Origin of the sequence: Halorubrum cibi (assembly GCF_900182635.1) — an archaeon.
Classification (GTDB): domain Archaea; phylum Halobacteriota; class Halobacteria; order Halobacteriales; family Haloferacaceae; genus Halorubrum; species Halorubrum cibi.
The window spans coordinates 50,082-71,967 of sequence record NZ_FXTD01000013.1 but is presented as its reverse complement, the minus strand read 5'-3'; the positions used below and the strand labels follow the sequence as shown (position 1 = coordinate 71,967).

The following is a 21,886-nucleotide window of genomic DNA, read 5'->3' as shown; positions in this document are numbered from 1 at the left end:
GAGTCCGGTCTCACCGGCGACCCGGATGACACCGAACGTCCACGGCTCACATCAGATCTCCTCTTACGCCGGAGCGCAGGGGGCGAAATCCTCATGGCGTCGAGTCGGGATGTCCCGACTCAGCGAAACCGGGCCGAGTTGAACGGCCCGAGTCCGCGATGCGTTCTTCGCATTCCATTCGAATCGGGGTATACATTTAACCCCGTCGGAACGCGTCGACCGGCCGCCGAAAGCGGCCGGCCGCTGCCCCCACCGCGGGGGCCTTCGCATTCCATTCGAATCGCGGTGTACACTTAACCCCGTCGAACCGAACCCGCCACGTCATGCGGTTTCATGAGACAACTACTCGTGGAAATGACGCGTTGTCGATACGTATTGGGACGCGTTCGAACGCGGCAGGGGTCCGCGACCGAGAGCGAACTCGAGATCCGACTCGAGACTCGATCGATTGATTCTCGGCGCACGCGCGCGCCCAGTCGCGAGGTGCCGCGTACCGGGCCGTTTATACCACGGGCGTTTATAAGGGAGGGGGTCACATATAAAAGCGAACGATGACGAACCCTGCAGACTCGATCGAGATCCAGAACGTAGTTGCATCGACGGGGATCGGCCAGGAACTCGACCTGGAGGCCCTCGCAGAGGACCTCCCGGGGGCTGATTTCAACCCCGACAACTTCCCGGGGCTCGTCTACCGGACGCAGGAACCGAAGGCGGCGGCGCTCATCTTCCGGTCGGGCAAGATCGTCTGTACGGGCGCAAAGAGCATCGACGACGTTCACGAGGCGCTCGGGATCATCTTCGAGAAGCTCCGCGGGCTCCAGATCCCCGTCGAGGAGGACCCGGACATCACGGTCCAGAACATCGTCTCGAGCGCGGACCTCGGACACAACCTCAACCTCAACGCACTCGCGATCGGGCTCGGATTGGAGGACGTCGAGTACGAACCCGAACAGTTCCCGGGACTCGTCTACCGGATGGACGAACCGGAAGTGGTGATCCTGTTGTTCGGCAGCGGGAAGATCGTCATCACCGGCGGAAAGCGTACCGACGACGCGGAGGGGGCAGTCGAGGAGATCGTCGAACGGATCGAAGGTCTCGGCCTGCTGGGTTGAAGCGATTCGCGGGACGGCCGTCAGCTGCTCGCGGAGTCCTCGACGAGAACCTCCTTGACGACGCCCGGATCCTCGAGGAGTTGGTGTTTGGTGTAGCTTCCTTCGGCGCTGCCGCCGCTGTGTTTCGACTGTTCGATGATGTCGAGAAAGGCGTGCTCCTTGAGTAGGTCGCGAACCCGACGCAACGAGAGGCTGTCAGACCCCTCCTGTCGACAGATGTTCTCGTAGATCTCGTACACGCGGCTGGTTCGGAACCCGTCCTTCCGTTCGTTGGAGAGCGAGAGCAACGCGAGCGCCTGGAGAACGTACCGTGAGTGCGGCGTCGACCCGCGGATGAGCTCGCGGAATCGGTCCGTCTCCGCGCGCTCGCGTGCCTGCGTGACGAACTCCTCCCTGACCGTCGGTTCGCCGTTGGCCTGCGCGATCTCGCCCGCGTACCGGAGGATGTCGATGGCCTTCCGAGCGTCCCCGTGCTCGCGGGCGGCGAGCGCGGCCGCCCGCGGGATCGTCGACGCCTCGAGAACGTCGTCGTGGAACGCGTCCGACCGAGCCTGCATGATCGCCCGAAGCTGGTTCGCGTCGTAGGGCGGGAAGACGAACTCGCGTTCACAGAGGCTCGATTTGACCCGTTCGTCCATTCGGTCCTTGTACTGGATCTTGTTGCTGATCCCGACGACACCGAGCTTACAGTCGGTTATCTTCCCGGCCTCGCCGGCGCGGGACAGCTGCATCAGGATCGCGTCGTCGTCGAGCTTGTCGATCTCGTCGAGGATGATCAACACCACGTCGTACCGCTGGTCGAGGATCCGCCAGAGCCGCTTGTAGTACGTGGACGTCGAGAGTCCCTTGTCGGGGACGTTGATCCCGGTCGCCTCGGGGTCGTTCACGCCCTCGGCGATGGTCTGGACGGCCTGGGTCTCGGTCGTGTCCTGTGCGCAGTCGACGTACGCGAAGGTCGCGTTGACTCCCTCCTCACCGGCCGTGGACACGAGTCGCTTCGAGACGTACTTCGCACAGAGAGATTTCCCCGTGCCGGTCTTTCCGTAGAGGAGGACGTTGCTCGGGCTCTGGCCGAATATCGCGGGGTTGACCGCGGTGGCCAGATCGGCTATCTCGTCGTCGCGGCCGACGATCCGCCCTTCACCCGGGAGATGACTGATCTCGAGGAGTTCCTTGTTGGCGAAGATCGGGTCCTCCCTCGTGAAGAGATCGTCCGCTGCGTCCATAGGTGAGACACCGTGTTTCCGGTGAAATACGTTCTGTTTTCTCCGCCCCGTCATCCCGGTCGTGGAAGGCCGGTACGAGGTTACGGGAGCGGTGACTACGGCTTCACCGCGACATGGTTCGGTCAGTATTGGCGAGGGAACGAGCAGTCGCGGTGGCGCGCCGGTGAGCGCCCGGAGGGCGCGAACCGCCCGCGAGGGAGTCGACCGGCCGGAGCGAAGCGGAGGGCGGTCGATGAGGCTGGGGAGGCGTGAGGTGCGGGGCGGGGGGGCTCAAAGGGGCAGCCGGCTCCGGGAAGACGGCCGACGTAAGCACCGCAGGAAGCGAGCAACGCGAGCGACGAGGAGCACAGCGAGGCCCTCAACCGGAGCCGGCTGGGGCTTTGAAAGAGGTCACCGCGACAGCAACGATCCTCTTCTACTCACCTCGATCACTCGTGAAACACCCATTCTACAAGCAACCGATTTTCGTCGATCGTCACCACGAAGATCCGCGTGAAAGAATGTCTCGATGAAGCCGTAGAGACACACACCGTGTTTCCGATGAAATGGGGTGATCAGTGGGTGGTGGGATTCACCGGAAACGAGGTGTGGTACGAAACCCGGATCCACGAAAACGAGTCTACGGGACGAACCGAGCCGACAAAGCCTCCGAGAGCCCGCCCGCAGGCCGCGGGCCGTAAAGGAGTCCGTCGGAGCAACACAGAACTCACCGGCGAAACGCGGACGGTCCATGACGGGCTCGCAGAAGTTCGAAACCGGTCCGCAGTCACGGGACGATCTCGATTTCTGGCCAGTATCGAGGCGAACCGACGACGTGAACGCGCGACGTACGCGCACCGTGCGGCCACCACGGCACTATCCGAACCAGACTTCCTATCGGAACAGACCTCCTATCGAAACTACGGTCACCACTACCCCATCAGCGTGAACAGATCGGTCCTTCCGAAGTATCCCGAGTGATGACTACACAATGTTCGTCTAATGACTACTCAAAACTTACTGGAATATACTCTCAAAGTATATTTATTTATATCGGTATCCAACAGAGAGCAGATCGCCACTCAACACACGACGGGAAGGTACTCGAGGCGAGACAGCCACCGAATCAGACCACTCCAATCCACCACAACCCACCCCAACACCGTTTCACCGGAAATCCGGTGTGTCTCTCAACCGCACCAGTACCGCATCCGAGTCTCCGAGTCGATGGGGACAAAAGGTCGGAAAATCGAGAGATCCGAAGGATCAGGAGGTATCTCCAACCGGGTCGTGTACTTCGTATCGCACTCCGCTTTCTCGGAGTTGCGTCGTGTGACGAGATAGTTCGTCACTGGAGACGAGGAGGAGCACGTCCAGCCCGCGGAGCGCGGCCTGTGGCACGGCGTCGACGGTCCCGAAGCGGATCTCCGGACGGATCCCGGCCCGCGTCGCCAGCGCGTACGCCTCGGTGCCGGCTATCGCGACGAATCCGTCCTCGGTTACACGATCGGTCACGACCTCGACCGACGGCGGTTCTCCCTCGGTCACCGCCGGAACGGGGATCACGGTCACGACACCCGGGTCGTACTTGACGACGCCCTCGAACTCGGTTACGCCGACCGCCTCCCCTCTGGATCCGCCGGTGACCACGACTGCGGTTGCCGAAGTATCTCCGTCGGCTCCCGCCCTCCCATCAGCTCCCGTTCCCTCGTCGGCTCCCGCCCCCCCATCAGCTCCCGTTCCCTCGTCACTTCCCGCTTCACCGTCAGCCCCCGCTTCACCGTCAGCCCCCGCTTTTCTCTCAACCGCGGTCCTCCCTCTCCGATCGGCGAGAACGTGCAGAACGCCGTCCCGCATCGTCAAGCGGACTTCCTCCCCCTCCGAGACGGGGTCGGCAGCGATGGCGGCGTCGACGTCGACGCTTCCGAGGACGTCCTCGGACACGCGAGAGACGAACTCCGAGAGCGCGTCCGTCCGCGTGATGAGCCAGTCGACGCCCTCCTTCGTCACTTCGTATCTCCCTCGCCCGCGTTTCTCCACGTATCCCCGGTCGACGAGTTCGCGAACGTAATCGCTCACGGCCTGTGAAGTGACCCCGAGAACGTCGGCGATCTCGCCCTGACTCACCGCCGGCTGACGAGCCGCGATCTCGACGAGCACTCGGTATTTACTGGCGTCGCGCTTGTTATCGAGTACCCGTGGCGCCGCGGTCCGCTCGTCGTCCATAGCAACGGTAGTGGTGTTCAAAACAAGTATGTTTGGTGTTCTAGACGACTGCGGGGGCTTCTTCCGTTGTGTCGACGCCCGCGAGCCTACTCTTGGGCGTCGACGACGGCGACGCCGGCCAGGTTGACGATGTCCTTCACTTCATCGCCGCGCTGGAGGACGTGAACCGGCTCGTCCATTCCGACCAGCATGGGGCCGATCGCCTCCGCACCACCGAGCCGCTGGAGCAGCTTGTACCCGATGTTGCCGGCCTCGAGATTCGGGAACACGAGCACGTTCGCGGCCTCGTCGAGTTCGGAGAACTCGTAGGTCCCGTTGAGGATCTCGTCGACGACTGCCGTGTCCGCTTGCATCTCCCCGTCGACCGGGAAGTCGACCTCGGGATCGTCGTGGAGAAGCTCGACCGCCTCCCGAGGCTTCCGAGTCCCCTCGTTGTCGACGCTCCCGAAGTTCGAATACGAGAGGACCGCCGCGCGCGGCTCGACGTTGAATCGCCGGGCGAGGTCGGCGGTGTGGCGAGTGATCTCCGCGAGCGTCTCCCGGTCGGGATCCTGATTGACGGTCGTGTCCGCACAGAACACCACCCGGTTCTTGAACGTCAGCATGTAGACGCCGGCGACGGTGTCGGTGTCGTCCGCGGAGCCGATCACCTGAAGCGGCGGCCGCAACGCCGACGGATAGTGGTGGGTCAGTCCCGTCAACATCGCGTCGGCGTCCCCAGCCTTCACCATGACGCTCCCGAGGTAGTTCGTGTCGCGTCGAACGAGTTCGTTCGCCTCACGCCGGGTGACGCCCTTCCGTTTCCGAAGCTCGTACAGCTGGTCGCCGTACCCCGTAACGTCCCGATCGTCGGGGTCCACGATCTCCGGCCGGAACGATAGTCCGAGGTCGTCCGCCGTGCGAGCGATCTCGTCGGCGTCGCCGAGCAGCACCGGCTCGGCGATCCCCTGTTCGGAGAGCTGGTAGGCCGCCCGGATCATCTTCTCGTCGGTCCCCTCCGCGAGCGCGATCCGTTTCGGATCACTTTTCGCCTTGTTCAACACGACTCGCATCATCTCGCGGGACTTCCCGAGACGGGCCTCGAGCCGTTCGCGGTACCGTTCGAGGTCGATCTCGGTCCGCGCGGAGCCGGACTCCATGGCCGCTTGCGCGACCGCGGGCGCGATCTCGAAGAGCACCCGCGGGTCGAGCGGCTTCGGAATGACGTAGTCGGGTCCGAACTGGAGCGGGTCGTCGCCGTACGCCTTCACGACTGCGTCCGGAACGTCCTTTCGCGCCAGTTCCGCGAGAGCCTCCGCCGCCGCGCGCTTCATCTCCTCGTTGATCTCCGTCGCGCGCACGTCGAGCGCGCCGCGGAAGAGGAAGGGGAACCCGAGGACGTTGTTCACCATGTTCGGGTAGTCCGAACGGCCCGTCGCCATGATCACGGTGTCGTCGCGGGCCGCCTTGGCGTCCTCGTAGGTGATCTCCGGGTCCGGGTTCGCCATCGCGAAGAGGATCGGGTCCGACGCCATCGACCGGACCATCTCCTGAGAGACGATCCCACCGACCGAGAGTCCGACGAACACGTCCGCTCCCTCCATCGCGTCCGCGAGGTCACCGCCCGTTCTGCCGTTCGCGAACTCGCGTTTGTACTCGTTGACCTCGCCCGCTTCGGCCCGTGCCTCCGTGATGATCCCGGAGGAGTCACACATCGTGATGTTCTCGCGTTTCGCGCCGAGCGAGACGTAAAAGCGCGCGGTCGCGATGGCGGACGCGCCCGCACCGGAGAAGACGATCTCGAGTTCGTCGAGGTCCTTACCGGCGATGTCCGCGGCGTTCATCAGCGCCGCGCCGGAGATGATCGCGGTCCCGTGCTGGTCGTCATGGAAGACGGGGACGTCCATCTCCTCGCGGAGGCGCTCCTCGATCTCGAAGCACTCGGGCGCCTTGATGTCCTCGAGGTTTATCCCGCCGAAGGTGGGCTCCATCGCGGAGACGGCGGTACAGAACGGGTCGACCTCCTCGATGTCCAGCTCGATGTCGAAGACGTCGATGTCGGCGAATCGCTTGAACAGGACGCCTTTCCCCTCCATGACCGGCTTCGATGCGGCCGCGCCGATGTCGCCGAGTCCGAGCACGGCCGACCCGTTCGAGACGACCGCCACCATGTTGCCCTTGGCCGTGTACTCGAAGACCGACTCCGGGTCGGCGGCGATGTCGCGACACGGCGCGGCGACTCCCGGAGAGTACGCCAGCGAGAGGTCTCGCTGGGTGTTCGTGGGCTTCGTCGTCGAGATCTCGATCTTCCCCGGCGGCTCCTGCCGGTGGTACTCGCGTGCGTCGTCGTCCAATCCCATGAGTATCCCCTTTCGGGAACGGAGTAAAAAGCTATCCGTACCCGTCGAGAGTTGCTTTCGACATGCGTCTAACACCGATGACAACATCGGTCGGCTGGATCTCCGGAGTCGTGGCCGGGTCGATTCCGGCCGAGTGCGTCGATTCCGCCCGAGAGCACCGATTTTGGTCGCCCTCGGCGGTTCATCGATCGTCTCCAAAGAGGTCGTCGGAGCGGCCCTCGGGGTCGCGCCCCTCGCCGGCGGACTCCCACAGGTCCGAGTCGTCCGACCTCTCGGATCCGTCGGGACCACCCGAACCGCCCGAATCCTCGCCACCGTTCGAACGATCCGAACCGCCCGAGCCACCCGAGCCACTCGAGCCATCCGAACCGCCCGAGCCACCCGAAACGTTCGGGTCTATCTCCCGATCCAGCATCGCGAGGTCAGGGTCGATGCCGCCGAGCGTCGAGACCTCGTAGGCGATCAGGTAGGTCCGGGTGAGGAGTCGAACGGGGAGAAGCAGGATCAAGAGCGCGAGCAGCGCGACGACGACGACGATCGCGAGAACCGCAAGTCCGGCGGTCGTTCCGGTCACCGCCGGCAACCCGCCCAGCAGTCCGCCGACGATCAGCACGGCGACGCCGGCGAACACCGCGACGAGACCGCCGACGAAGAAAAAGACGAAGCTCTCGGCCACGGAGATGCCGACGCCCAAAAAGAAGTGAACGACGAGATACAGGAGGAACTCGACCCACGACGCACGAAGCGTCGGGAGGAATCGACTCCACCCCGCGAGGACGCCCTCGTCGCGGAGGACCATCACCGGGACGACGAACTCGTAGGTGAACCGGAGCACGAAGAGCACGACGACCGCGAGCAGGACCGCGAGTGCCACGAGCAGACCGATCCCCCAGGTCGGAAGCCCCGCCACGACCGACCCCAGCGCGTCCGCGGGACCCCAGCCGACGGTCACTTCCGTCAACACGGCGACCACGACGGGGATCGCCATCGTCAGGCTGACCAGCGTCGAAAAGACGAACAGCCCGAGCGCCTGCCGAAGACGACCGACGAACGGCCGCCAGAGGCGGACCTCGTTCGTGCGTAACGCGTCGTAAAACACCAATCGAAGCGAGAGCGACGCGATCGAGATCGCGATCGCGACCACGACCACGACCGAGACGATCGCGACGAGGAGGTTCACGTCGGCCGCCTCGAGTCCGGAGAACTCGCCCTGGATGCCGTTCGGTCCGAAGGGCGGTTCCCCGTTCGTCGTCCCTGAACCGGTTCCGAACTCGGGATTCGGGAAGAACGGGACCGAGACGTTCGTCTGTACGCCACCTCCCATCAGGAGGACGAGGAGGGCGAGCTTCGCCCAGCGGACGAAGCTGAACGGGAACAGGAACCGACGGGTGGCCTCGACCGCGTCGTCCACGGCGTCGACGGCGCTCCAACTCATGTCCGGTCGTTTCTCGGGCCTCCCATATATATCATCTTCACGGCGATCGGGCGCACGACTCACGGCCGGTCGCACAGTATCGACCCGCAGTACTTTACCGCGACGGCGACGAACGCCCGACAATGAAGGTCCGCGGCGAACGGGAGTGTCGCGAGTGCGGGAGCCGCTGGTCGTACTACGAGACCGGCAGCGTCGAGTGTCCCGACTGCGGGAGCCTCAAGAGCGTCGGAACCGCGGACCGCGCGCTCCACACCGACGCGCCCGCCACCCTCGAGTTGAGCGCCCACCGAACCCGGTTCGGCGAGGCGCGCGGGACGCTCCCGGCGGAGGGCGTCGACGACCTGAAACGCGATCTCCGCGAGTACCTCCGCAAGCGGGGGTTCGTCCGCGGCGGCGAGTTCCGCCGACTGGACTCGACGTACGTCGCGGCGCGCGAACTGCTCGAGGCGGTCGACGTCCACGACCGCCTCCGTGACCCGACGGACGCGGACCGGGAGTACCTCCTCGCGCTGCTCGCCGGCGCGGCGGAGGGCGACCGGCCGGCGACGACAGCCGTTCCCGAGACCGTCCGCGAGGCTCGAGGGATGGCCGCCGCCCGCGCCGTCGACGAGTACCGCGAGGACCTCTCGACGTTCCTCGAGGAACTGGCGCGCGACGGCTCGGACGACGACGAGCGGTCGGTGACTGTCCCCGACGCCGACGACGATCCGACGGCGCGCGCCGCGCCGGCACGCGACGTCCTCGAACGCCTCCGCGACCGGACGAAACGCGTCGAGGCGCTCGGCGGCGACGTCGAACCGGGGACCGCCGACGCCCTCGTCGAGGCGGCGAACGCCCTCGGCGACTACGTCCGCACGGGAGACGACGCGTCCCTCGACCGCGCCCGCGATCGGATCGACGAGACCGGATCGTAACGAACCGACCTCCTCTCACGTCTGATACCGCCGGGGGTACGTTCAAATCCTCGGATCCGAATCACTGACCATGTCCGGCTTCGACGTCCACGAGCATCGACACGCGCTGAAACAGCTCCGCGACACCGGCGACACGAGCCTCTGGGAGAGCCGGAAGGACGTGGCGTGTCCGGCCTGCGAGGAGCCGTTCGACCGGCTGTTCACGACCCGTCGACTCGCGACGCGGTTCCCCGAGAACGACGGGGTGCGCTTCTGTCTCGTGCGCGACGACGACGCGATACACGTGTTCCGGCACTGAGCGTCCGGGAGATCCGAGATCGGCCGGGACGCTCAATCCTCGCCGACCGGGTCGATGTCGGGCGCGGGCTCCTCGATGTATCGGTTCGCCCACGTGCCGCGGGAGAACCACGCGACCCCGACGACTGCGCCGAGCACGTTTCCGAGCGCCATTCCGACCCAGACGCCGGTGGCGCCCCAGCCCGCGACGAACACGAGGTAGCCCACGCTGGCGACGCGGCCGACCCAGAGGGTGAGCACCGAGATCACCATCGCGGTCTTCGTGTTCCCCGCTCCGCGGAACGCCCCGAGGATCACCTGCGAGACGCCGATGAAGGCGAACTCCACGGACCGGATCCGGACGTACTCGACGGCGTTCGAGACGGTCGCCGGCGCGTCGGGCACGTCGCCGAGGAAGACGGAGACGATCGGCTCGGTGAACGCCACCGCGACCACGGCGACGAGGAACATCACGCCGGCCCCGGTCGTCGCGGCGACCCGCACGGCGCGGCCCGCGCGGTCGGCGCGGTCCGCGCCGAGGTTCTGTCCGACCATCGTGTCGATGGCGCGGCCGAGCCCCATAGCCGGGAGGAACACCAGCGAGATGAGGCGATTCCCGAGCCCGTAGGCGGCGACGACGGGCGGCGAGAAGGTGACCACCATCGCGGTGAGCGTGATCATCGCCAGCGCGCTCGTCGTCTGCTCGACGCTGGAGGGCAAGCCGAGCCGGAAGACGTCCTCGATGACCCCGAGATCCGGCCGCAGGTCCGCGATCCCCACGTCGGGGCCGAGATCGGTCGCGAACAGCGCCCAGACCCCGATCCCGGTGGCGACTCCCCGAGCGGCGATCGTCGCCAGCGCGGCCCCTTTGACGCCGTACCCGACGAACCCGGTCGCCGCGAGCAGCGACGCCTCGAGCGCGACGGGATCGAGTCCGATCGGCTCGAGCGCCGCGATCCCCGGCAGCGACGCGAGCCAGCCGAAGAGCGGGTTGTCGGCGAATCCAAAGATCAGGAACGGATCGAGGAGGACGTTCAACAGCACGGAGACGAACATCACCGCCATCGGGGTCCGGGTGTCGCCGTACCCCCGCATCAGCGCCGAGAAGACGAAGAAGCCGAACATGAGCGGGATCCCGAGGAATATCACCTCCATGTAGTCGGCCGCGAGCGGGATCACCGTCGCCGCGGTCTCGGGGTCGCTCGGCAGCAGCGCCAGCGCCGGGCGGGTGTAGAAGTAGCCGCCGACGCCGATGAAGACGGAGAGGACCGCCACCGTGAGGATCGTCTGCCCGGCGACGAGCCCCGCCGACTCGTCGCCCTTCGCGCCCGTGTACTGCGCGACGAGGATCGCGCCCGCGGTGGTGAACCCGCCCGCGACCGCGATGAGCAGGAAGATCAGCGGGAACGCGAGGCTGATCGCGCCGACCGCCTCCGCCGAGAGCCGGCCGAGGTACAGCGTGTCGACGACGTTGTACGTCACCTGGAGCAGCTGGATGACGACGATGGGCCAGGCGAGCCGGAACAGCGGCCGGAGGAGGCTCCCCTCGGTGATCGAGTCCGCCGACGAGTCGTCGTCAGGGACGTCTCCGGACGGGGTGGAGGGCTCGTCAGTCACTGTCCCATAACCGCTCAGTCGACGTATCAGGCTTCCGATCGCGGAACTCGAAGCCTGACGGGACGTCTCACGGGCGTTCGCTCTCGTCGGTCGGTTCGGATTTGTCGGTCGAGTCGGATCCCGACTCGGCAGCCGCGTCGGTCCCGGAACCTGCGTCGCTCTCGGCAACCGCGTCGGAATCGCCGGCTGCGTCGTCCTCGGCGGCCGTTTCGCGGACGCCGACCTCGGCGACGCCCGAGGTGTCGTCGAAGACGAGGTGGCGGTGGGGGTACGCCATCTCGATGCCCGTGTCCGCGAGGCGTTCCCGGATCCGGATGTTCACGTCCGACTGGACCTTCCCGAGCTTGTACGGCTTTTTGACCCAGTAGCGGAGCCGCAACAACACGCCGTCGTCGCCGAACTCGTGGATCCGGCAGTCCGGGCTGGCGGTGTAGCGGGCCACTCCGATCCGGATGTCCGGGCCGCCGTCGATGACCGCCTCGCAGTCGCGGGCGGCGCGCTCGATGAGCCGCCGGGCCTCCGTCACGTCGCACTCGTAGGTGACGAGCACGTCGATGCTCCGCCGGATCCGCTCGTCCTCCGCGGAGTAGTTGGTCACGTCGCGCTCGCGCATCGCGCCGTTCGGAACGACCCTGAACGTGTTGTCTATCGTGAATATCTTCGTGTAGCGGATGGTGATGTCCTCGACGAACCCCTGCGTCCCGTCGTCTAACTCGATCATGTCGCCGATCTCGAACGGCTGGTCGGCGAGCACGAACACGCCGTTGATGAAGTTTCCGACGAGCGGCGCGAGGATGATACCCACCACCGCCGAGAGGACGGCGGTCCCGATCAGGAGGTCGGTGAACTGGAACCCGACCACCCAGAGTCCGGTGAGGAACGCGGCCGTGACCGTCCCGGCGCGAACGCCCCGAACCACGGTCTGTGCGACGCTCTGTCGAGAGAACCGCCGCGCCACCGGTCGGCCGATGATCCGGACGATCACCCGCGCCAACAGCGCGCCGGCGACGACCGAAAGGACGACGACGAGCAGCCGCACGCCTGGAATCGCGGCGAGCCACGAGGACCACTCGACGATCGGGGCGGTACCCGCCGGTTGTGCCATACCTCCACCGCGTCGTCCACGTGAAAAAGCGTTTCCTCCGGGAGGCGGGTACCGGCACTCGCCCCGAACACGGGCGTCTCATGGGAAACGATAACACCCGTCCGGTCGAAGCCGGACGTATGTCCGATCCGCTCGACCGCGACGACGACGCCGACACCCCGCTCGACCGCGGCTCGTCCGCCCCGAGCCACGAGACCTTCGACCCTCGCCCGACGTTCAACGTCACCCACGAGTCGACGCCCAGCGAGACGCTCATCGCGGGCTTCTCTTCGTACGGTCTCGCGGGACTCACCGCCGTCGATTACCTGATCGAACACCTCGATTTGGAGGTCAGAGGCCACGTCAGCGCCGAGGGCCTCCCCTCGATCACGCCGTTCCAGAAGGGTCGCCCGCGCCACCCGACTCGACTGTACTCCGCTGACGACGTGGACGTGACGGTGCTCGTCGCCGAGCAGTTCGTTCCCTCGGTCCTCGGCGAATCGCTCGCGAAGTCGGTCCTCGAGTGGACGGCCGCGAACGACGTCGACGAGGTCGCCGTCCTCTCGGGCGTTCCGATCCCGCACGGTCCCGACGCCCACCGGACGTTCTACATCGCGACCGACGACTACCTCGAGAGTCGACTCGAGGGCGCTGACGTCCCGCCGATGGAGTCCGGATTCCTCGACGGCGTGAACGCCGCGCTGCTCGAACGCGGCATGGACTCCCCGCTCGGCGTCGGACTGTTCGTCACCCCCGTCCACGCGCAGGCCCCCGACGTGGAGGCGGCGGTCAGGCTCGTCGAGACGGCGACGGACCTGTACGAACTCGACGTCGATGCGGGTCCTCTCGAGACGTTCGCGGCCGAGATCCGCCGCCACTACGAGGATCTCGCCGAGCGGATCGAGGAGCGCGAGCCGGAGGGCACCTACGACCGGATGTACATGTGAGTCGACGTCGACACGGTCGGCGACGTATCCGTCTCCAGAATCACGTACAACTCAGCTCATAGTAAAAAGCTATACCTGAGGCGACCGTCGGACCGACCATGGCAGACGATCTCCGGACGACGCTCGATCACGTCGGGGACCGGTTCAACCTGGGAGAGTACGAGATCGACGCGTACCTCGCGGTGTTGGAACACGGCGAGTTGACGGCGAGCGACATCGCCGACCGGACCGACATCCCGCAGCCGCGAGTGTACGACACGGTACGGAGCCTCGCGGACCGCGGACTCGTCGAGCTTCGCGAGTCGCGCCCGATGAAGATCGTGGCGGTCGATCCGGACGACGCGTTCGACGAGCTCCGCTCGTCGTTCACGGAGATGGTCGACGAACTCGAGGCGCGCTACACCGCGCCGACCCGAGAGACCGAGGCGGTGTCGCTCGTGAAGTCTCGGTCGACGATCCTGCGCTACCTCGAGGAGGTGATACGCGGCGCGGAGTACGAGCTCGCCGTCTCGCTCACGCCCGACCTCCTCCGTCGGTTCCGCGAGGAACTCGAACGGAAGGTCGAAAACGGCGTGAGCGTCGAGCTCCTCGTGACGCCGGCCTCCCGCGCGCCGGACCCCGAGGAGTTCGACTACCTCGAGGTCGCGACTATCGCGCGCGCACGAAGAGGGATCACCACGCCGGTCCTCGCGGTCGGCGACGGGGAGTACTCCGTGTACGCGACCCAGGACGCCCTCCGCGACGACCGCGAGCGATACGGCGTCATCTTCAACCGCTCCGCGCTCGGCTTCCTCGTCTCGGGGTTCTTCGGGACGGTGCTGTGGACGACCGCGGAGACGCTCGCGGCCGACGGGAAGGCGCGGCCCTTCCCGCGTCGATACGCCTCGATCCGACGGGCGGTCAAGGACGTCCGGGAGTTCGACGGCGACGACTTCTACGCGACCGTCGAGGGTCGCGACATCGAGACGGGGAGGGCCGTCACGGTGCGAGGCCGAGTGGTCGACGTCGCCTTCGAGGACACGGAGGAGGTCGCCTCGCTCGTCGTCGAGACCGACGACGGTCCCGTCGAGATCGGCGGCCGGGTCGCGGCGCTGGAGGACGTCGAGGGACAGGTGATCGTCATCGGCCGTGACGAGCCGCCGGAGATCTGACGGAGACCGACGCGAGCGCGGCGACCGTCGGCCTCAGACGGGGAGGATCCCGAACAACGCCGCCGAGAACGAGAACGCCTCGTCCGCGAGGTACACCGCCGCGTACCCCGCCAGCGCGGCCGTGATCCCGGCAAGCGCCGAGAAGGCCCCTCCGAACGCCGACGGCGGGCCGGCGGGTCTGCGGCGGGACGCGTCCAGCCGCGAGAGGCCGATCGGACGCGGGATCGACTCGGATCCGGGCGTCAGCGACATCCCGCCGCAGACGATGCCGACCGCGAGGATCGAGAACACGAAGTGGTACGACACCTCGAGCGTCGGCGGCACCATGAGTACGGCGGCGACGCCGTAGGCGAGCCCGGCAGCGGCACGCGGGTCGATCGCGTCTCGCCACGACCGACCGGTCACGGTCGCGACCGCGACCGCCGCGAGCCAGACGACGGCCAGCTCGAGCGCGAACGCGCCGAGGAGGTGGACCGTCGGATCGCCGTGGAGCAGCACTCGACCGTCGAGGACGCGGACGTCCAGGGGATAAAAGAGGGTCGGGGGCTCGCCGGTGACGAGGTCGCCCCACGGGTGCGAGCACAGCCCGAGGACGGCCGCGGCGGCGACGGCCCGCCCGGAGAGGTCGGTCCGCAACCGAGCGAGCGTCGCGACGGCGAGCCCGCCGACCGCGAAGGTCCCGAGGACGACCAGCCCGAGCGTGCCGTTCAGGGACGACCCGACCCAGACGAGCGCGGCCAGGACGCCGACGGCGAGGAGGGAGCCGACCGTCCGCGCGACGGGTCGGCGGTCCCACGCGACCGCCCAGAGGCCGAACGCGCCCCCGGCGAGCACCGACACGACGAGCGAGTGGGTCACGGCGCGGTGGACCTCGCGAGTGGCGTCCCAGAGCGTGCTCGGTCGCGTCAGCGACTCCGCGGTGAGGCGTCCGAAGTCGATGGCGACCGCCGCGTACGCCATGTCGACGTCGGGGAGCGCGGCGAACGCCCCGGCGACCGCGCCGAGCGCCAGCGCGCGCTCCGCGGGCCAGCCCAGCCGGTCCGCGAGGAGGGCCGCGAGGGCGAACGCGAGCAGCGCGTGGCCGACGAACACGTCGGCGCGTACGACCGCGAGGGAAATAAGCGGCTCGCAGGTGCCGTGCGAGCGCGTCTCGACTCGGGTGTGAGCACGTCGCATTCGGTATTCACTTACCGACGCGCGCGACATGGGGCGGTATGGACGTTCACGTCACTCGGTCCGCGGTCGAAGGGACGGCCCGCGCGCCGCCCTCGAAGAGCTACACCCACCGCGCGCTGCTCGCGGCCGGATACAGCGACGGCGCGACGGTGGCCTCGCCGCTCGTCTCCGCGGACACGCGCGCGACCGCCCGCGCCGTGACCGCGTTCGGCGGCTCCGTCGATCCGGTCCCCGAGGAGTGGAATTCGGAGACCGACGCCGTCGAAGTCGACGGGTTCGACGGTCGCCCGGTAGTCCCCGACGACGTCATCGACTGCGGGAACTCCGGGACGACGACCCGGCTCGTGACCGGCACCGCCGCGCTCGGCGACGGCGGCACCGTCCTCACCGGCGACGCCTCGCTCCGGTCGCGCCCGCAGGGACCGCTCCTCGACGCCCTCTCCGAACTCGGCGTCCGCGCCGAGTCGACCCGCGGGAACGGGCAGGCCCCCCTCGTCGTCTTCGGGCCGCTCTCGGGCGGCGATGTGGCGATCCCCGGCGACGTCTCCTCGCAGTACGTCACCGCCCTGCTCATGGCCGGTGCGGTCACCGACGACGGGGTCGAGGTGTCGCTGACGACGGAGCTGAAGTCCGCCCCGTACGTTGACATCACGCTCGAACTGCTGGCCGACTTCGGGGTGACCGCCGACCCAGTCGGCAGCGAGACCGCCGACGGCGCGGCGGGGTTCTCGGTCCCCGGCGGACAGACGTACGCCCCCGAGGACGGACGATACGCGGTCCCCGGCGACTTCTCGTCGATCTCGTATCTGGTCGCCGCGGGCGCGGTCGCGGCCGATCCCGACGGTGCCGTCCGGATCGAGGGGGCCCGACCGAGCGCCCAGGGCGACGCCGCCATCGTCGAGATCGCGGAGCTGATGGGCGCGGCGGTCGAGTGGGACCGCGAGGCGGGTGTCATCGCGGTCGAGCGGTCCGCGCTCTCCGGCATCGAGGTCGACGTCGGCGACACGCCGGACCTGCTCCCGACGATCGCGGCGCTCGGCGCGGTCGCCGACGGCGACACGCGGATCACCAACTGCGAGCACGTCCGCTACAAGGAGACCGACCGGGTGTCCGCGATGGCCGAGGAACTGGAGCGGCTCGGCGCGGAGACCACGGAGGAACCCGATACCCTCACCGTCCACGGCTCCGAGAGCGACCTCCGCGGCGCGACCGTCGACGGCCGGGCGGACCACCGGATCGTGATGGCGCTCGCGGTCGCCGCGCTCGCGGCGGAGGGGACGACGACGATCCGCGGTGGCGAGCACGTCGACGTCTCCTTCCCGACGTTCTTCGAGACGATGGCCGACCTCGGGGCGAGGGTCGAACGCGAGGCGTGAACGCGACCCGGCGCGGTCGGCCCGGCCGACGCGACCGCGGAGCCGGCGCGGCCGTCGGCCCTACCCGCCCGCCGCCGGCAGCCGAACCGTGACGAGCCCGCCGTCGCCGTCGGCCCGGTCGCCGATCGACAGGCTCCCGTCGTAGTGTTCGATCACCCACTTGGCGAGCCACAGCCCGAGCCCGTTGCTGTGCTGTAGCTGCGTCTCGGTCCGGTCCTCATTGATGAGCGCCGTCTCGTCGTTCGGGAAGCCGTCGCCGTCGTCGAGGATCTCGATCCGAATCGTCCCGTCGGTTCGCTCTCCGGTGACGGTGACGGCGGGCGGGTCCCCGCCGTGTTCGAACGCGTTGTCGATCAGCTCCCCGAGCGCCGTGTCCACGTGGTCGCCCGCCAGCGCGGTACACCCCTCAGCGAGGTCCGTCTCGAGGCTCCCGTCCGGGTACTCCTCCTCCCAGCCGGATCGCCGGTCCTCGAGCGCCGCGGCGAGGTCGACGGCCGTTCGCTCGTCGTCGCGCTCGAGGACGTCGTCGAAGACGCGGATCTTCGACTGGGTTTCGCCGAGGTCGGAGCCGATCTCCGAGATCCGCCGGCCGAGGTCGACGTCGAGATCGAGATCGGCCTCCGTCTCCGTCCAGTCCGCCTCGCGGTCGTCGACGGCCGAGAGCTGCTCGCCGTAGCCGATCAGGAGCTGGGCGGCGTGTCGCAGGTCGTGACGGACGAACCGGTTCATCACCGCGGCCTTCTGGCGCTGTTTCACGAGCCGCCGGGCACGGATCCGCCGCACGTCGTTGAAGCCGATCAGGACGTGCGCGAACGCGCTCACGGCGACGACGAGCGCCCCGGAAACGAGGGGTTCGACCGCGCTCCCGCCGCCGGCGACCTGAAAGGAGTACACCAACACCAGGACCGCAGAGGTCGCGACGACGCCGAGGGCGTTCCAGCCGGCGATCCGGAGCAGGTGCCGCGACTCGACGTCGGTTCGATACCCTATCGGGCCGGTGACCACGAAGGCGACCCCGAAGAGGAGCGTCAGGCCGGTGACGACGAGGTCGGCGATCCCGGTCGTGCCGGTCGCGAACCCGCGGACCGCGATCGCCGCCAGCCCCGTGCCGGTGAGGCTGATGACGAGCGCGCCCGTGAGACGGCTCGTGTCCATGGAACCCGTCACCGAGTCACTCACATAACCGTGGTGGATCGGCTCGTTCGCGGACCGGATCGCTTCGAGGGTCGGAAACGGTCGCGGCGACGCCGCTCAGATCACGCGCTTGCCGAACGCGCTGGCGGCCAGTTCCGTCGCGAGCTCGGCCGTCTCGTTGTGCTGGTCGAGCGTCGGGTTCACCTCGACGAGCTCCATCGACCGGAGGCAGTCGGCGTCGTCGACGATCTCCATCGCGCTGTGGGCTTCCCGGTAGGTGACGCCGCCGCGGACCGGCGTCCCCACGCCCGGCGCCTCCTTGGGGTCGAGCCAGTCGAGGTCGAGGCTGACGTGGACGCCGTCGACGCCGGCCGAGGCCGCCGCGAGCGCGTCCTCCGTCACGTCCGTGATCCCTCGCTCGTCGATGTCGGACATCGTGTAGGCGGTGAAGCCGTGCTCGCGCAACAGCTCGACCTCCGCGTCGTCGACCGAGCGGAGCCCGACGAGCGCGACGTTCTCCGGGTCGAGTCCCCGCGCGTTCGCCCACTCGGTGTCCGCGAACTCGCCGATCCCGAGCGCCGCGGCGAGGGGCATCCCGTGGACGTTGCCCGAGGGCGTCGTCGACGGGGTGTTGAGGTCGGCATGGGCGTCGAACCACACCGCGCCGACGTCGGCGTCGCGGGCGGCCCCCACGAGCGAGCCGATTGCGATCGAGTGGTCGCCGCCGAGCGCCAGCGGGACCGCACCCTCCGCGAGCGTCTCCTCGGTCTCGTCCGCGAGGCGCCGACAGACGTCGGCGACCTCGTGAAGGAACTTCGCGTCGCCCTCCGCCGGCGCGTCGGTGTCCGGGTCCCGCTCCTCGGCGCGGGGAACGGTGAGGTCCCCCGCGTCGACGACGTCGACGCCCGCGCTCGCGAGTTCGTCCGCGAGTCCGCCGTAGCGGATCGCCGACGGTCCCATGTCGACCCCGCGTCGGTTGGCTCCGTAGTCGGTCGGCGCACCGATGATTCTGACTCTCGTCATATCGGTAGGGGGACTCCCCACCGCTTGAAAGGTGTGGATTTGCGAAGCGCCGGATCCGTCACGGTTTCCCCGTCGCCGTCGAACGAACGCGCATGGGCGGGAGCGACGTCGACGAAAGCGACAGCGCGGACGGAAGCGACCGCGATCCGGGACCGGTCGCCCCCGAGGAGATCGGTCCGGCCGGGGCGATGATCGCCGCCGCGTTTACGGGGTCCGTGATCGCCTTCGCCGGATTCGGGCTGTTCCTCCTCTTCGGCGACGTCGGACTGATTCTCGCCGGGATAGGCCTCCTCGTCGTGCTCGCGAGTCCCGCGGCGTACCTGCGATACCGGCAGCTCTACCGTTGAGCCCGCGAGACCGGGCGGACCGGTCTGCCGTGTCCGGTTCGCCGTGACCGGTCGCATTTATAAGTGGCTTCCATCGCCTTTATGCGGGGTCGCCATCTATCCGCACCCATGTCATCGATCGAACTCACGTCGAGCCAGAAAAGCATCCTCTCGGCGCTCATCAACCTCTACGGGGAGGAGGAGGACGCCGTCAAGGGGGAAGCGATCGCCGAGGAGGTCGACCGCAACCCGGGGACCATCCGGAACCAGATGCAGAGCCTGAAGGCGCTCCAGCTCGTCGAGGGCGTTCCCGGCCCGAAGGGCGGGTACAAACCCACGTCGAACGCCTATGAGGCGCTCGACATCCAGCGGATGGACGAGCCCGCACACGTCCCGATCAAACACGAGGGCGAGACCGTTGAGGGCGTGAACGTCGACGGAATCGACCTCTCGAGCGTCCACCACCCCGAGCTCTGCCGCGCGGAGATCCACGTCCAAGGGTCGGTACGCGACTTCCACGAGGGCGACTCCGTGACGGTCGGTCCCACGCCCCTCTCGAAGCTGCTCATCGACGGCACCGTCGACGGGAAAGACGACACCGCGAACGTCCTCATCCTCCGGATCGACGACATGCACGCGCCCGCCGGCGAAGCCGCACACTGACGCAGCGGGGGGAGCCACTGAGGAGTACGACCGACACGAATGGTCGTGAATTCGTTTTCATGCTCACTATCCCGGAGCGATGCGGCTCGGCGTCGATGAGTGGAGGATCGAGGATCTGGTTCCTGCGGGGTCCCGTTTTCAGACGCGGCATCGAGTGAAACTGCCGGTCGCTGAATAGTGCTTGTAGGACGGTTGTTTCGATGGGGACCGGGCTGATAGGAATGGGATCGTTGCTGGCGCGGTGAACACCGCCAAAGCCCCAGTCGTGAGGACGCCGCACGCTCGCTGTGGTCCTCGGTCGCTCACTGTGTTCGCTCCCTGCGGTCCTTACGTCGCCTGCGGCGTCCTCACGACTGCCCCTTTGAATCCCTCCCCGTACCACGACCGCACCGCACCTCACGCCTCCCCAGCCTCGCGGTTCGCACTCTCCGAGTGCTCACCGCATCCCTCGCGGGCTCCTCGCGCCCCTCCGGGGCACTCGGAGGCGTGCCACCGAATCGGTCATTACTTCGACTGTAGTGAGCATCCGCGAGCGAAGCGAGCGGTTCACCGACGGAGCCGTCGAAGACGGCGGAGTCGGCTTTTTCCCTCCAGGTTTTTCGAGGAGGGGTTCCCGAAGCGAACGCAGTGAGCGCCGGGAGCCCGACGAGAAAAAGGTGGTCTTACATGTCGCCGAACGCGCTCACGCCGCGTCCGGTCGAGGAGACCTTCGCGATCCAGCGCGAGGCGATCGCCTTCTTCAGGAGCTTCGCCGGGGTGCCGCCGAACGTCTTGATCGGCATTCCGACCACGTCGTGGGCGACCGCCTCCTCGCCGACGGAGACCACGGTCCCCTTGTCCTCGTGTTGCCACGACTGGAGCGGCGCGCCGCGGGCGGCCCGCGCGAGGTTCTCGCCGGCGACCTCCGCGGCCTGCCAGGCGGCCTGCGCGGTCGGCGGCGCGACGTCGTCGCCGCCCTGGTCGATCAGGGCGGTGTCGCCGATGGCGAACACGCGGTCGTCGCTCGTGGTGAAGTCGGACTCCGCGAACACGCGATTCGAGCGGTCGTCCTTCTCGATCTCGACCGCGTCGAGCTCCTCCTGACCGGTGATGCCGCCGGTCCAGATCAGCACGTCGTAGGCCAGTTCTTCCGGCTCCTCGTCGTCTCCGCCGCCGAGGTACACCGCGTCCTCGTCGGCCTTGGAAATGAAGTCGCCGGTGAGGATCTCCACATCCGCGTCCTCGAGCCGCTGGCGGAGCGCGCCCTGGACCTGCGGGTCGTTACCGGGGAACACCTCGTCGAGCCCCTCGACGAGCTTGATGTCTATGGGGGCACGGTGTTTGTCCCGGTACTCCGCGATCTCGCCGGCGGTCTGGATCCCCGAGAGGCCCGCGCCGCCGACGATGACGGTTGCGGGCTCGGAGCGGGTCGCGTTCCCGGCCGCCTCGCGGACGTCCTCGTGGATGGCGCGGGCGTCCGCGAGGCCCTTGAGCTGGTGGGCGTGCTCTTTCAGGCCGTCGATGCCGAAGAAGGCGGTGGTGGAGCCGATCGCTAAGAGCAGGTAGTCGTACTCGACCGTCTCCTCCCCGTCGGTCTCGACGACCTGCTCGTCGGTGTCGACGTCGACGACGCGACCCTGGACGAACTCGCCGTCCTCGGACATGATCTCGCCGACGGGGATGGTGATGCTGTCCTCGACGGCGGGGTTCCGGATCGCGCGGTGGACCTCGTGTAAGACGAGGTGGTAGTCGTGTTCGGAGATCCAGGTGAGCTCCGCCTCGCCCTCGCCGACCTCGTCTTCGAACGCCTTCACCGCCCCGGCACCGGCGTAGCCGGAGCCGACGACGACGACCTGAGTTGTCATGGGTTCCGATCCGCGGTCCGCGGGTAAAGTCGCTTTGG

18 protein-coding genes are annotated in these 21,886 nt (G+C 67.7%); 8 read left to right on the top strand and 10 right to left on the bottom strand.

Annotation, left to right across the window (positions count from 1 at the left end):
- Positions 1 to 551: 551 nt before the first annotated feature.
- A complete protein-coding gene (locus FN829_RS14930) occupies positions 552 to 1,112 on the top strand; it encodes a TATA-box-binding protein (protein WP_122105925.1) in 561 nt (186 codons plus the stop codon).
- 20 nt (positions 1,113 to 1,132) lie between these two features.
- On the opposite strand, the gene FN829_RS14925 is transcribed toward FN829_RS14930, so the two are convergent.
- The 4 genes from FN829_RS14925 to FN829_RS14910 all read right to left on the bottom strand — a co-directional run bounded on the left by FN829_RS14925 (position 1,133) and on the right by FN829_RS14910 (position 8,317).
- Positions 1,133 to 2,338 carry a Cdc6/Cdc18 family protein gene (locus tag FN829_RS14925; RefSeq protein ID WP_142987735.1) on the bottom strand — a complete coding sequence of 402 codons (1,206 nt, stop codon included), beginning with the start codon at positions 2,336 to 2,338 and terminating at the stop codon, positions 1,133 to 1,135.
- Between the two features lie 1,245 nt (positions 2,339 to 3,583).
- Positions 3,584 to 4,543, bottom strand: coding sequence for a DUF7839 domain-containing protein (locus FN829_RS16295; RefSeq protein ID WP_142987734.1), 960 nt, complete (start codon positions 4,541 to 4,543; stop codon positions 3,584 to 3,586).
- A gap of 86 nt (positions 4,544 to 4,629) precedes the next feature.
- A complete protein-coding gene (locus FN829_RS14915; protein WP_142987733.1) occupies positions 4,630 to 6,882 on the bottom strand; it encodes an NADP-dependent malic enzyme in 2,253 nt (750 codons plus the stop codon).
- A 181-nt stretch (positions 6,883 to 7,063) separates the two neighbouring features.
- A complete protein-coding gene (locus tag FN829_RS14910) occupies positions 7,064 to 8,317 on the bottom strand; it encodes a DUF7544 domain-containing protein (protein WP_185955782.1) in 1,254 nt (417 codons plus the stop codon).
- A gap of 122 nt (positions 8,318 to 8,439) precedes the next feature.
- Between FN829_RS14910 and FN829_RS14905 the strand changes: the two genes are divergently transcribed.
- Positions 8,440 to 9,231, top strand: coding sequence for a DUF7117 family protein (locus FN829_RS14905; protein WP_142987732.1), 792 nt, complete (start codon positions 8,440 to 8,442; stop codon positions 9,229 to 9,231).
- A gap of 70 nt (positions 9,232 to 9,301) precedes the next feature.
- Positions 9,302 to 9,529 (top strand): DUF7385 family protein, encoded by a 228-nt coding sequence (locus FN829_RS14900; RefSeq protein WP_142987731.1) that lies wholly within the window; start codon positions 9,302 to 9,304, stop codon positions 9,527 to 9,529.
- A gap of 32 nt (positions 9,530 to 9,561) precedes the next feature.
- On the opposite strand, the gene FN829_RS14895 is transcribed toward FN829_RS14900, so the two are convergent.
- Both FN829_RS14895 and FN829_RS14890 read right to left on the bottom strand, forming a co-directional pair.
- The gene (locus FN829_RS14895) at positions 9,562 to 11,142 is read right to left on the bottom strand and encodes an MATE family efflux transporter (RefSeq protein WP_394348710.1); all 1,581 of its coding nucleotides are present in this window, start codon (positions 11,140 to 11,142) and stop codon (positions 9,562 to 9,564) included.
- Between the two features lie 49 nt (positions 11,143 to 11,191).
- The gene (locus tag FN829_RS14890; protein WP_142987730.1) at positions 11,192 to 12,229 is read right to left on the bottom strand and encodes a mechanosensitive ion channel family protein; all 1,038 of its coding nucleotides are present in this window, start codon (positions 12,227 to 12,229) and stop codon (positions 11,192 to 11,194) included.
- Between the two features lie 119 nt (positions 12,230 to 12,348).
- Between FN829_RS14890 and FN829_RS14885 the strand changes: the two genes are divergently transcribed.
- Both FN829_RS14885 and trmB read left to right on the top strand, forming a co-directional pair.
- Entirely contained in the window at positions 12,349 to 13,155 is an 807-nt protein-coding gene (locus FN829_RS14885) for a proteasome assembly chaperone family protein (protein ID WP_142987729.1), read from the top strand.
- Between the two features lie 98 nt (positions 13,156 to 13,253).
- Complete coding sequence (gene trmB / locus FN829_RS14880) at positions 13,254 to 14,306, top strand: HTH-type sugar sensing transcriptional regulator TrmB (RefSeq protein WP_142987728.1); 1,053 nt, start codon at positions 13,254 to 13,256, stop codon at positions 14,304 to 14,306.
- A 33-nt stretch (positions 14,307 to 14,339) separates the two neighbouring features.
- Here the strand turns inward: trmB and FN829_RS14875 are convergent, their stop codons facing one another.
- A complete protein-coding gene (locus tag FN829_RS14875; protein WP_221929853.1) occupies positions 14,340 to 15,482 on the bottom strand; it encodes a metal-dependent hydrolase in 1,143 nt (380 codons plus the stop codon).
- A 38-nt stretch (positions 15,483 to 15,520) separates the two neighbouring features.
- Between FN829_RS14875 and aroA the strand changes: the two genes are divergently transcribed.
- Positions 15,521 to 16,858 carry a 3-phosphoshikimate 1-carboxyvinyltransferase gene (gene aroA / locus FN829_RS14870; protein ID WP_142987727.1) on the top strand — a complete coding sequence of 446 codons (1,338 nt, stop codon included), beginning with the start codon at positions 15,521 to 15,523 and terminating at the stop codon, positions 16,856 to 16,858.
- 60 nt (positions 16,859 to 16,918) lie between these two features.
- Here the strand turns inward: aroA and FN829_RS14865 are convergent, their stop codons facing one another.
- Entirely contained in the window at positions 16,919 to 18,013 is a 1,095-nt protein-coding gene (locus FN829_RS14865; protein ID WP_142987726.1) for a sensor histidine kinase, read from the bottom strand.
- A gap of 96 nt (positions 18,014 to 18,109) precedes the next feature.
- Entirely contained in the window at positions 18,110 to 19,015 is a 906-nt protein-coding gene (gene rocF / locus FN829_RS14860; protein ID WP_142987725.1) for an arginase, read from the bottom strand.
- 92 nt (positions 19,016 to 19,107) lie between these two features.
- Between rocF and FN829_RS14855 the strand changes: the two genes are divergently transcribed.
- Both FN829_RS14855 and FN829_RS14850 read left to right on the top strand, forming a co-directional pair.
- Complete coding sequence (locus FN829_RS14855) at positions 19,108 to 19,362, top strand: hypothetical protein (RefSeq protein ID WP_142987724.1); 255 nt, start codon at positions 19,108 to 19,110, stop codon at positions 19,360 to 19,362.
- A 108-nt stretch (positions 19,363 to 19,470) separates the two neighbouring features.
- The gene (locus FN829_RS14850) at positions 19,471 to 20,004 is read left to right on the top strand and encodes an Rrf2 family transcriptional regulator (RefSeq protein ID WP_142987723.1); all 534 of its coding nucleotides are present in this window, start codon (positions 19,471 to 19,473) and stop codon (positions 20,002 to 20,004) included.
- A gap of 662 nt (positions 20,005 to 20,666) precedes the next feature.
- Here FN829_RS14850 and FN829_RS14845 read toward each other — a convergent pair.
- Positions 20,667 to 21,848 carry an NAD(P)/FAD-dependent oxidoreductase gene (locus FN829_RS14845; RefSeq protein ID WP_142987722.1) on the bottom strand — a complete coding sequence of 394 codons (1,182 nt, stop codon included), beginning with the start codon at positions 21,846 to 21,848 and terminating at the stop codon, positions 20,667 to 20,669.
- Positions 21,849 to 21,886 lie beyond the last annotated feature (38 nt).

What these genes read in the sequence shown, in the direction of transcription:
- FN829_RS14865 (WP_142987726.1), bottom strand. Translation starts at nt 18,013, where the DNA reads ATGGACACGAGCCGTCTCACGGGCGCGCTCGTCATCAGCCTCACCGGC.
- FN829_RS14890 (WP_142987730.1), bottom strand. Translation starts at nt 12,229, where the DNA reads ATGGCACAACCGGCGGGTACCGCCCCGATCGTCGAGTGGTCCTCGTGG.
- FN829_RS16295 (WP_142987734.1), bottom strand. Translation starts at nt 4,543, where the DNA reads ATGGACGACGAGCGGACCGCGGCGCCACGGGTACTCGATAACAAGCGC.
- FN829_RS14845 (WP_142987722.1), bottom strand. Translation starts at nt 21,848, where the DNA reads ATGACAACTCAGGTCGTCGTCGTCGGCTCCGGCTACGCCGGTGCCGGG.
- FN829_RS14915 (WP_142987733.1), bottom strand. Translation starts at nt 6,882, where the DNA reads ATGGGATTGGACGACGACGCACGCGAGTACCACCGGCAGGAGCCGCCG.
- FN829_RS14925 (WP_142987735.1), bottom strand. Translation starts at nt 2,338, where the DNA reads ATGGACGCAGCGGACGATCTCTTCACGAGGGAGGACCCGATCTTCGCC.
- FN829_RS14850 (WP_142987723.1), top strand. Translation starts at nt 19,471, where the DNA reads ATGTCATCGATCGAACTCACGTCGAGCCAGAAAAGCATCCTCTCGGCG.
- FN829_RS14900 (WP_142987731.1), top strand. Translation starts at nt 9,302, where the DNA reads ATGTCCGGCTTCGACGTCCACGAGCATCGACACGCGCTGAAACAGCTC.
- rocF (WP_142987725.1), bottom strand. Translation starts at nt 19,015, where the DNA reads ATGACGAGAGTCAGAATCATCGGTGCGCCGACCGACTACGGAGCCAAC.
- FN829_RS14905 (WP_142987732.1), top strand. Translation starts at nt 8,440, where the DNA reads ATGAAGGTCCGCGGCGAACGGGAGTGTCGCGAGTGCGGGAGCCGCTGG.
- trmB (WP_142987728.1), top strand. Translation starts at nt 13,254, where the DNA reads ATGGCAGACGATCTCCGGACGACGCTCGATCACGTCGGGGACCGGTTC.
- FN829_RS14875 (WP_221929853.1), bottom strand. Translation starts at nt 15,482, where the DNA reads ATGCGACGTGCTCACACCCGAGTCGAGACGCGCTCGCACGGCACCTGC.
- FN829_RS14855 (WP_142987724.1), top strand. Translation starts at nt 19,108, where the DNA reads ATGGGCGGGAGCGACGTCGACGAAAGCGACAGCGCGGACGGAAGCGAC.
- FN829_RS14910 (WP_185955782.1), bottom strand. Translation starts at nt 8,317, where the DNA reads ATGAGTTGGAGCGCCGTCGACGCCGTGGACGACGCGGTCGAGGCCACC.
- FN829_RS14885 (WP_142987729.1), top strand. Translation starts at nt 12,349, where the DNA reads ATGTCCGATCCGCTCGACCGCGACGACGACGCCGACACCCCGCTCGAC.
- aroA (WP_142987727.1), top strand. Translation starts at nt 15,521, where the DNA reads ATGGACGTTCACGTCACTCGGTCCGCGGTCGAAGGGACGGCCCGCGCG.
- FN829_RS14930 (WP_122105925.1), top strand. Translation starts at nt 552, where the DNA reads ATGACGAACCCTGCAGACTCGATCGAGATCCAGAACGTAGTTGCATCG.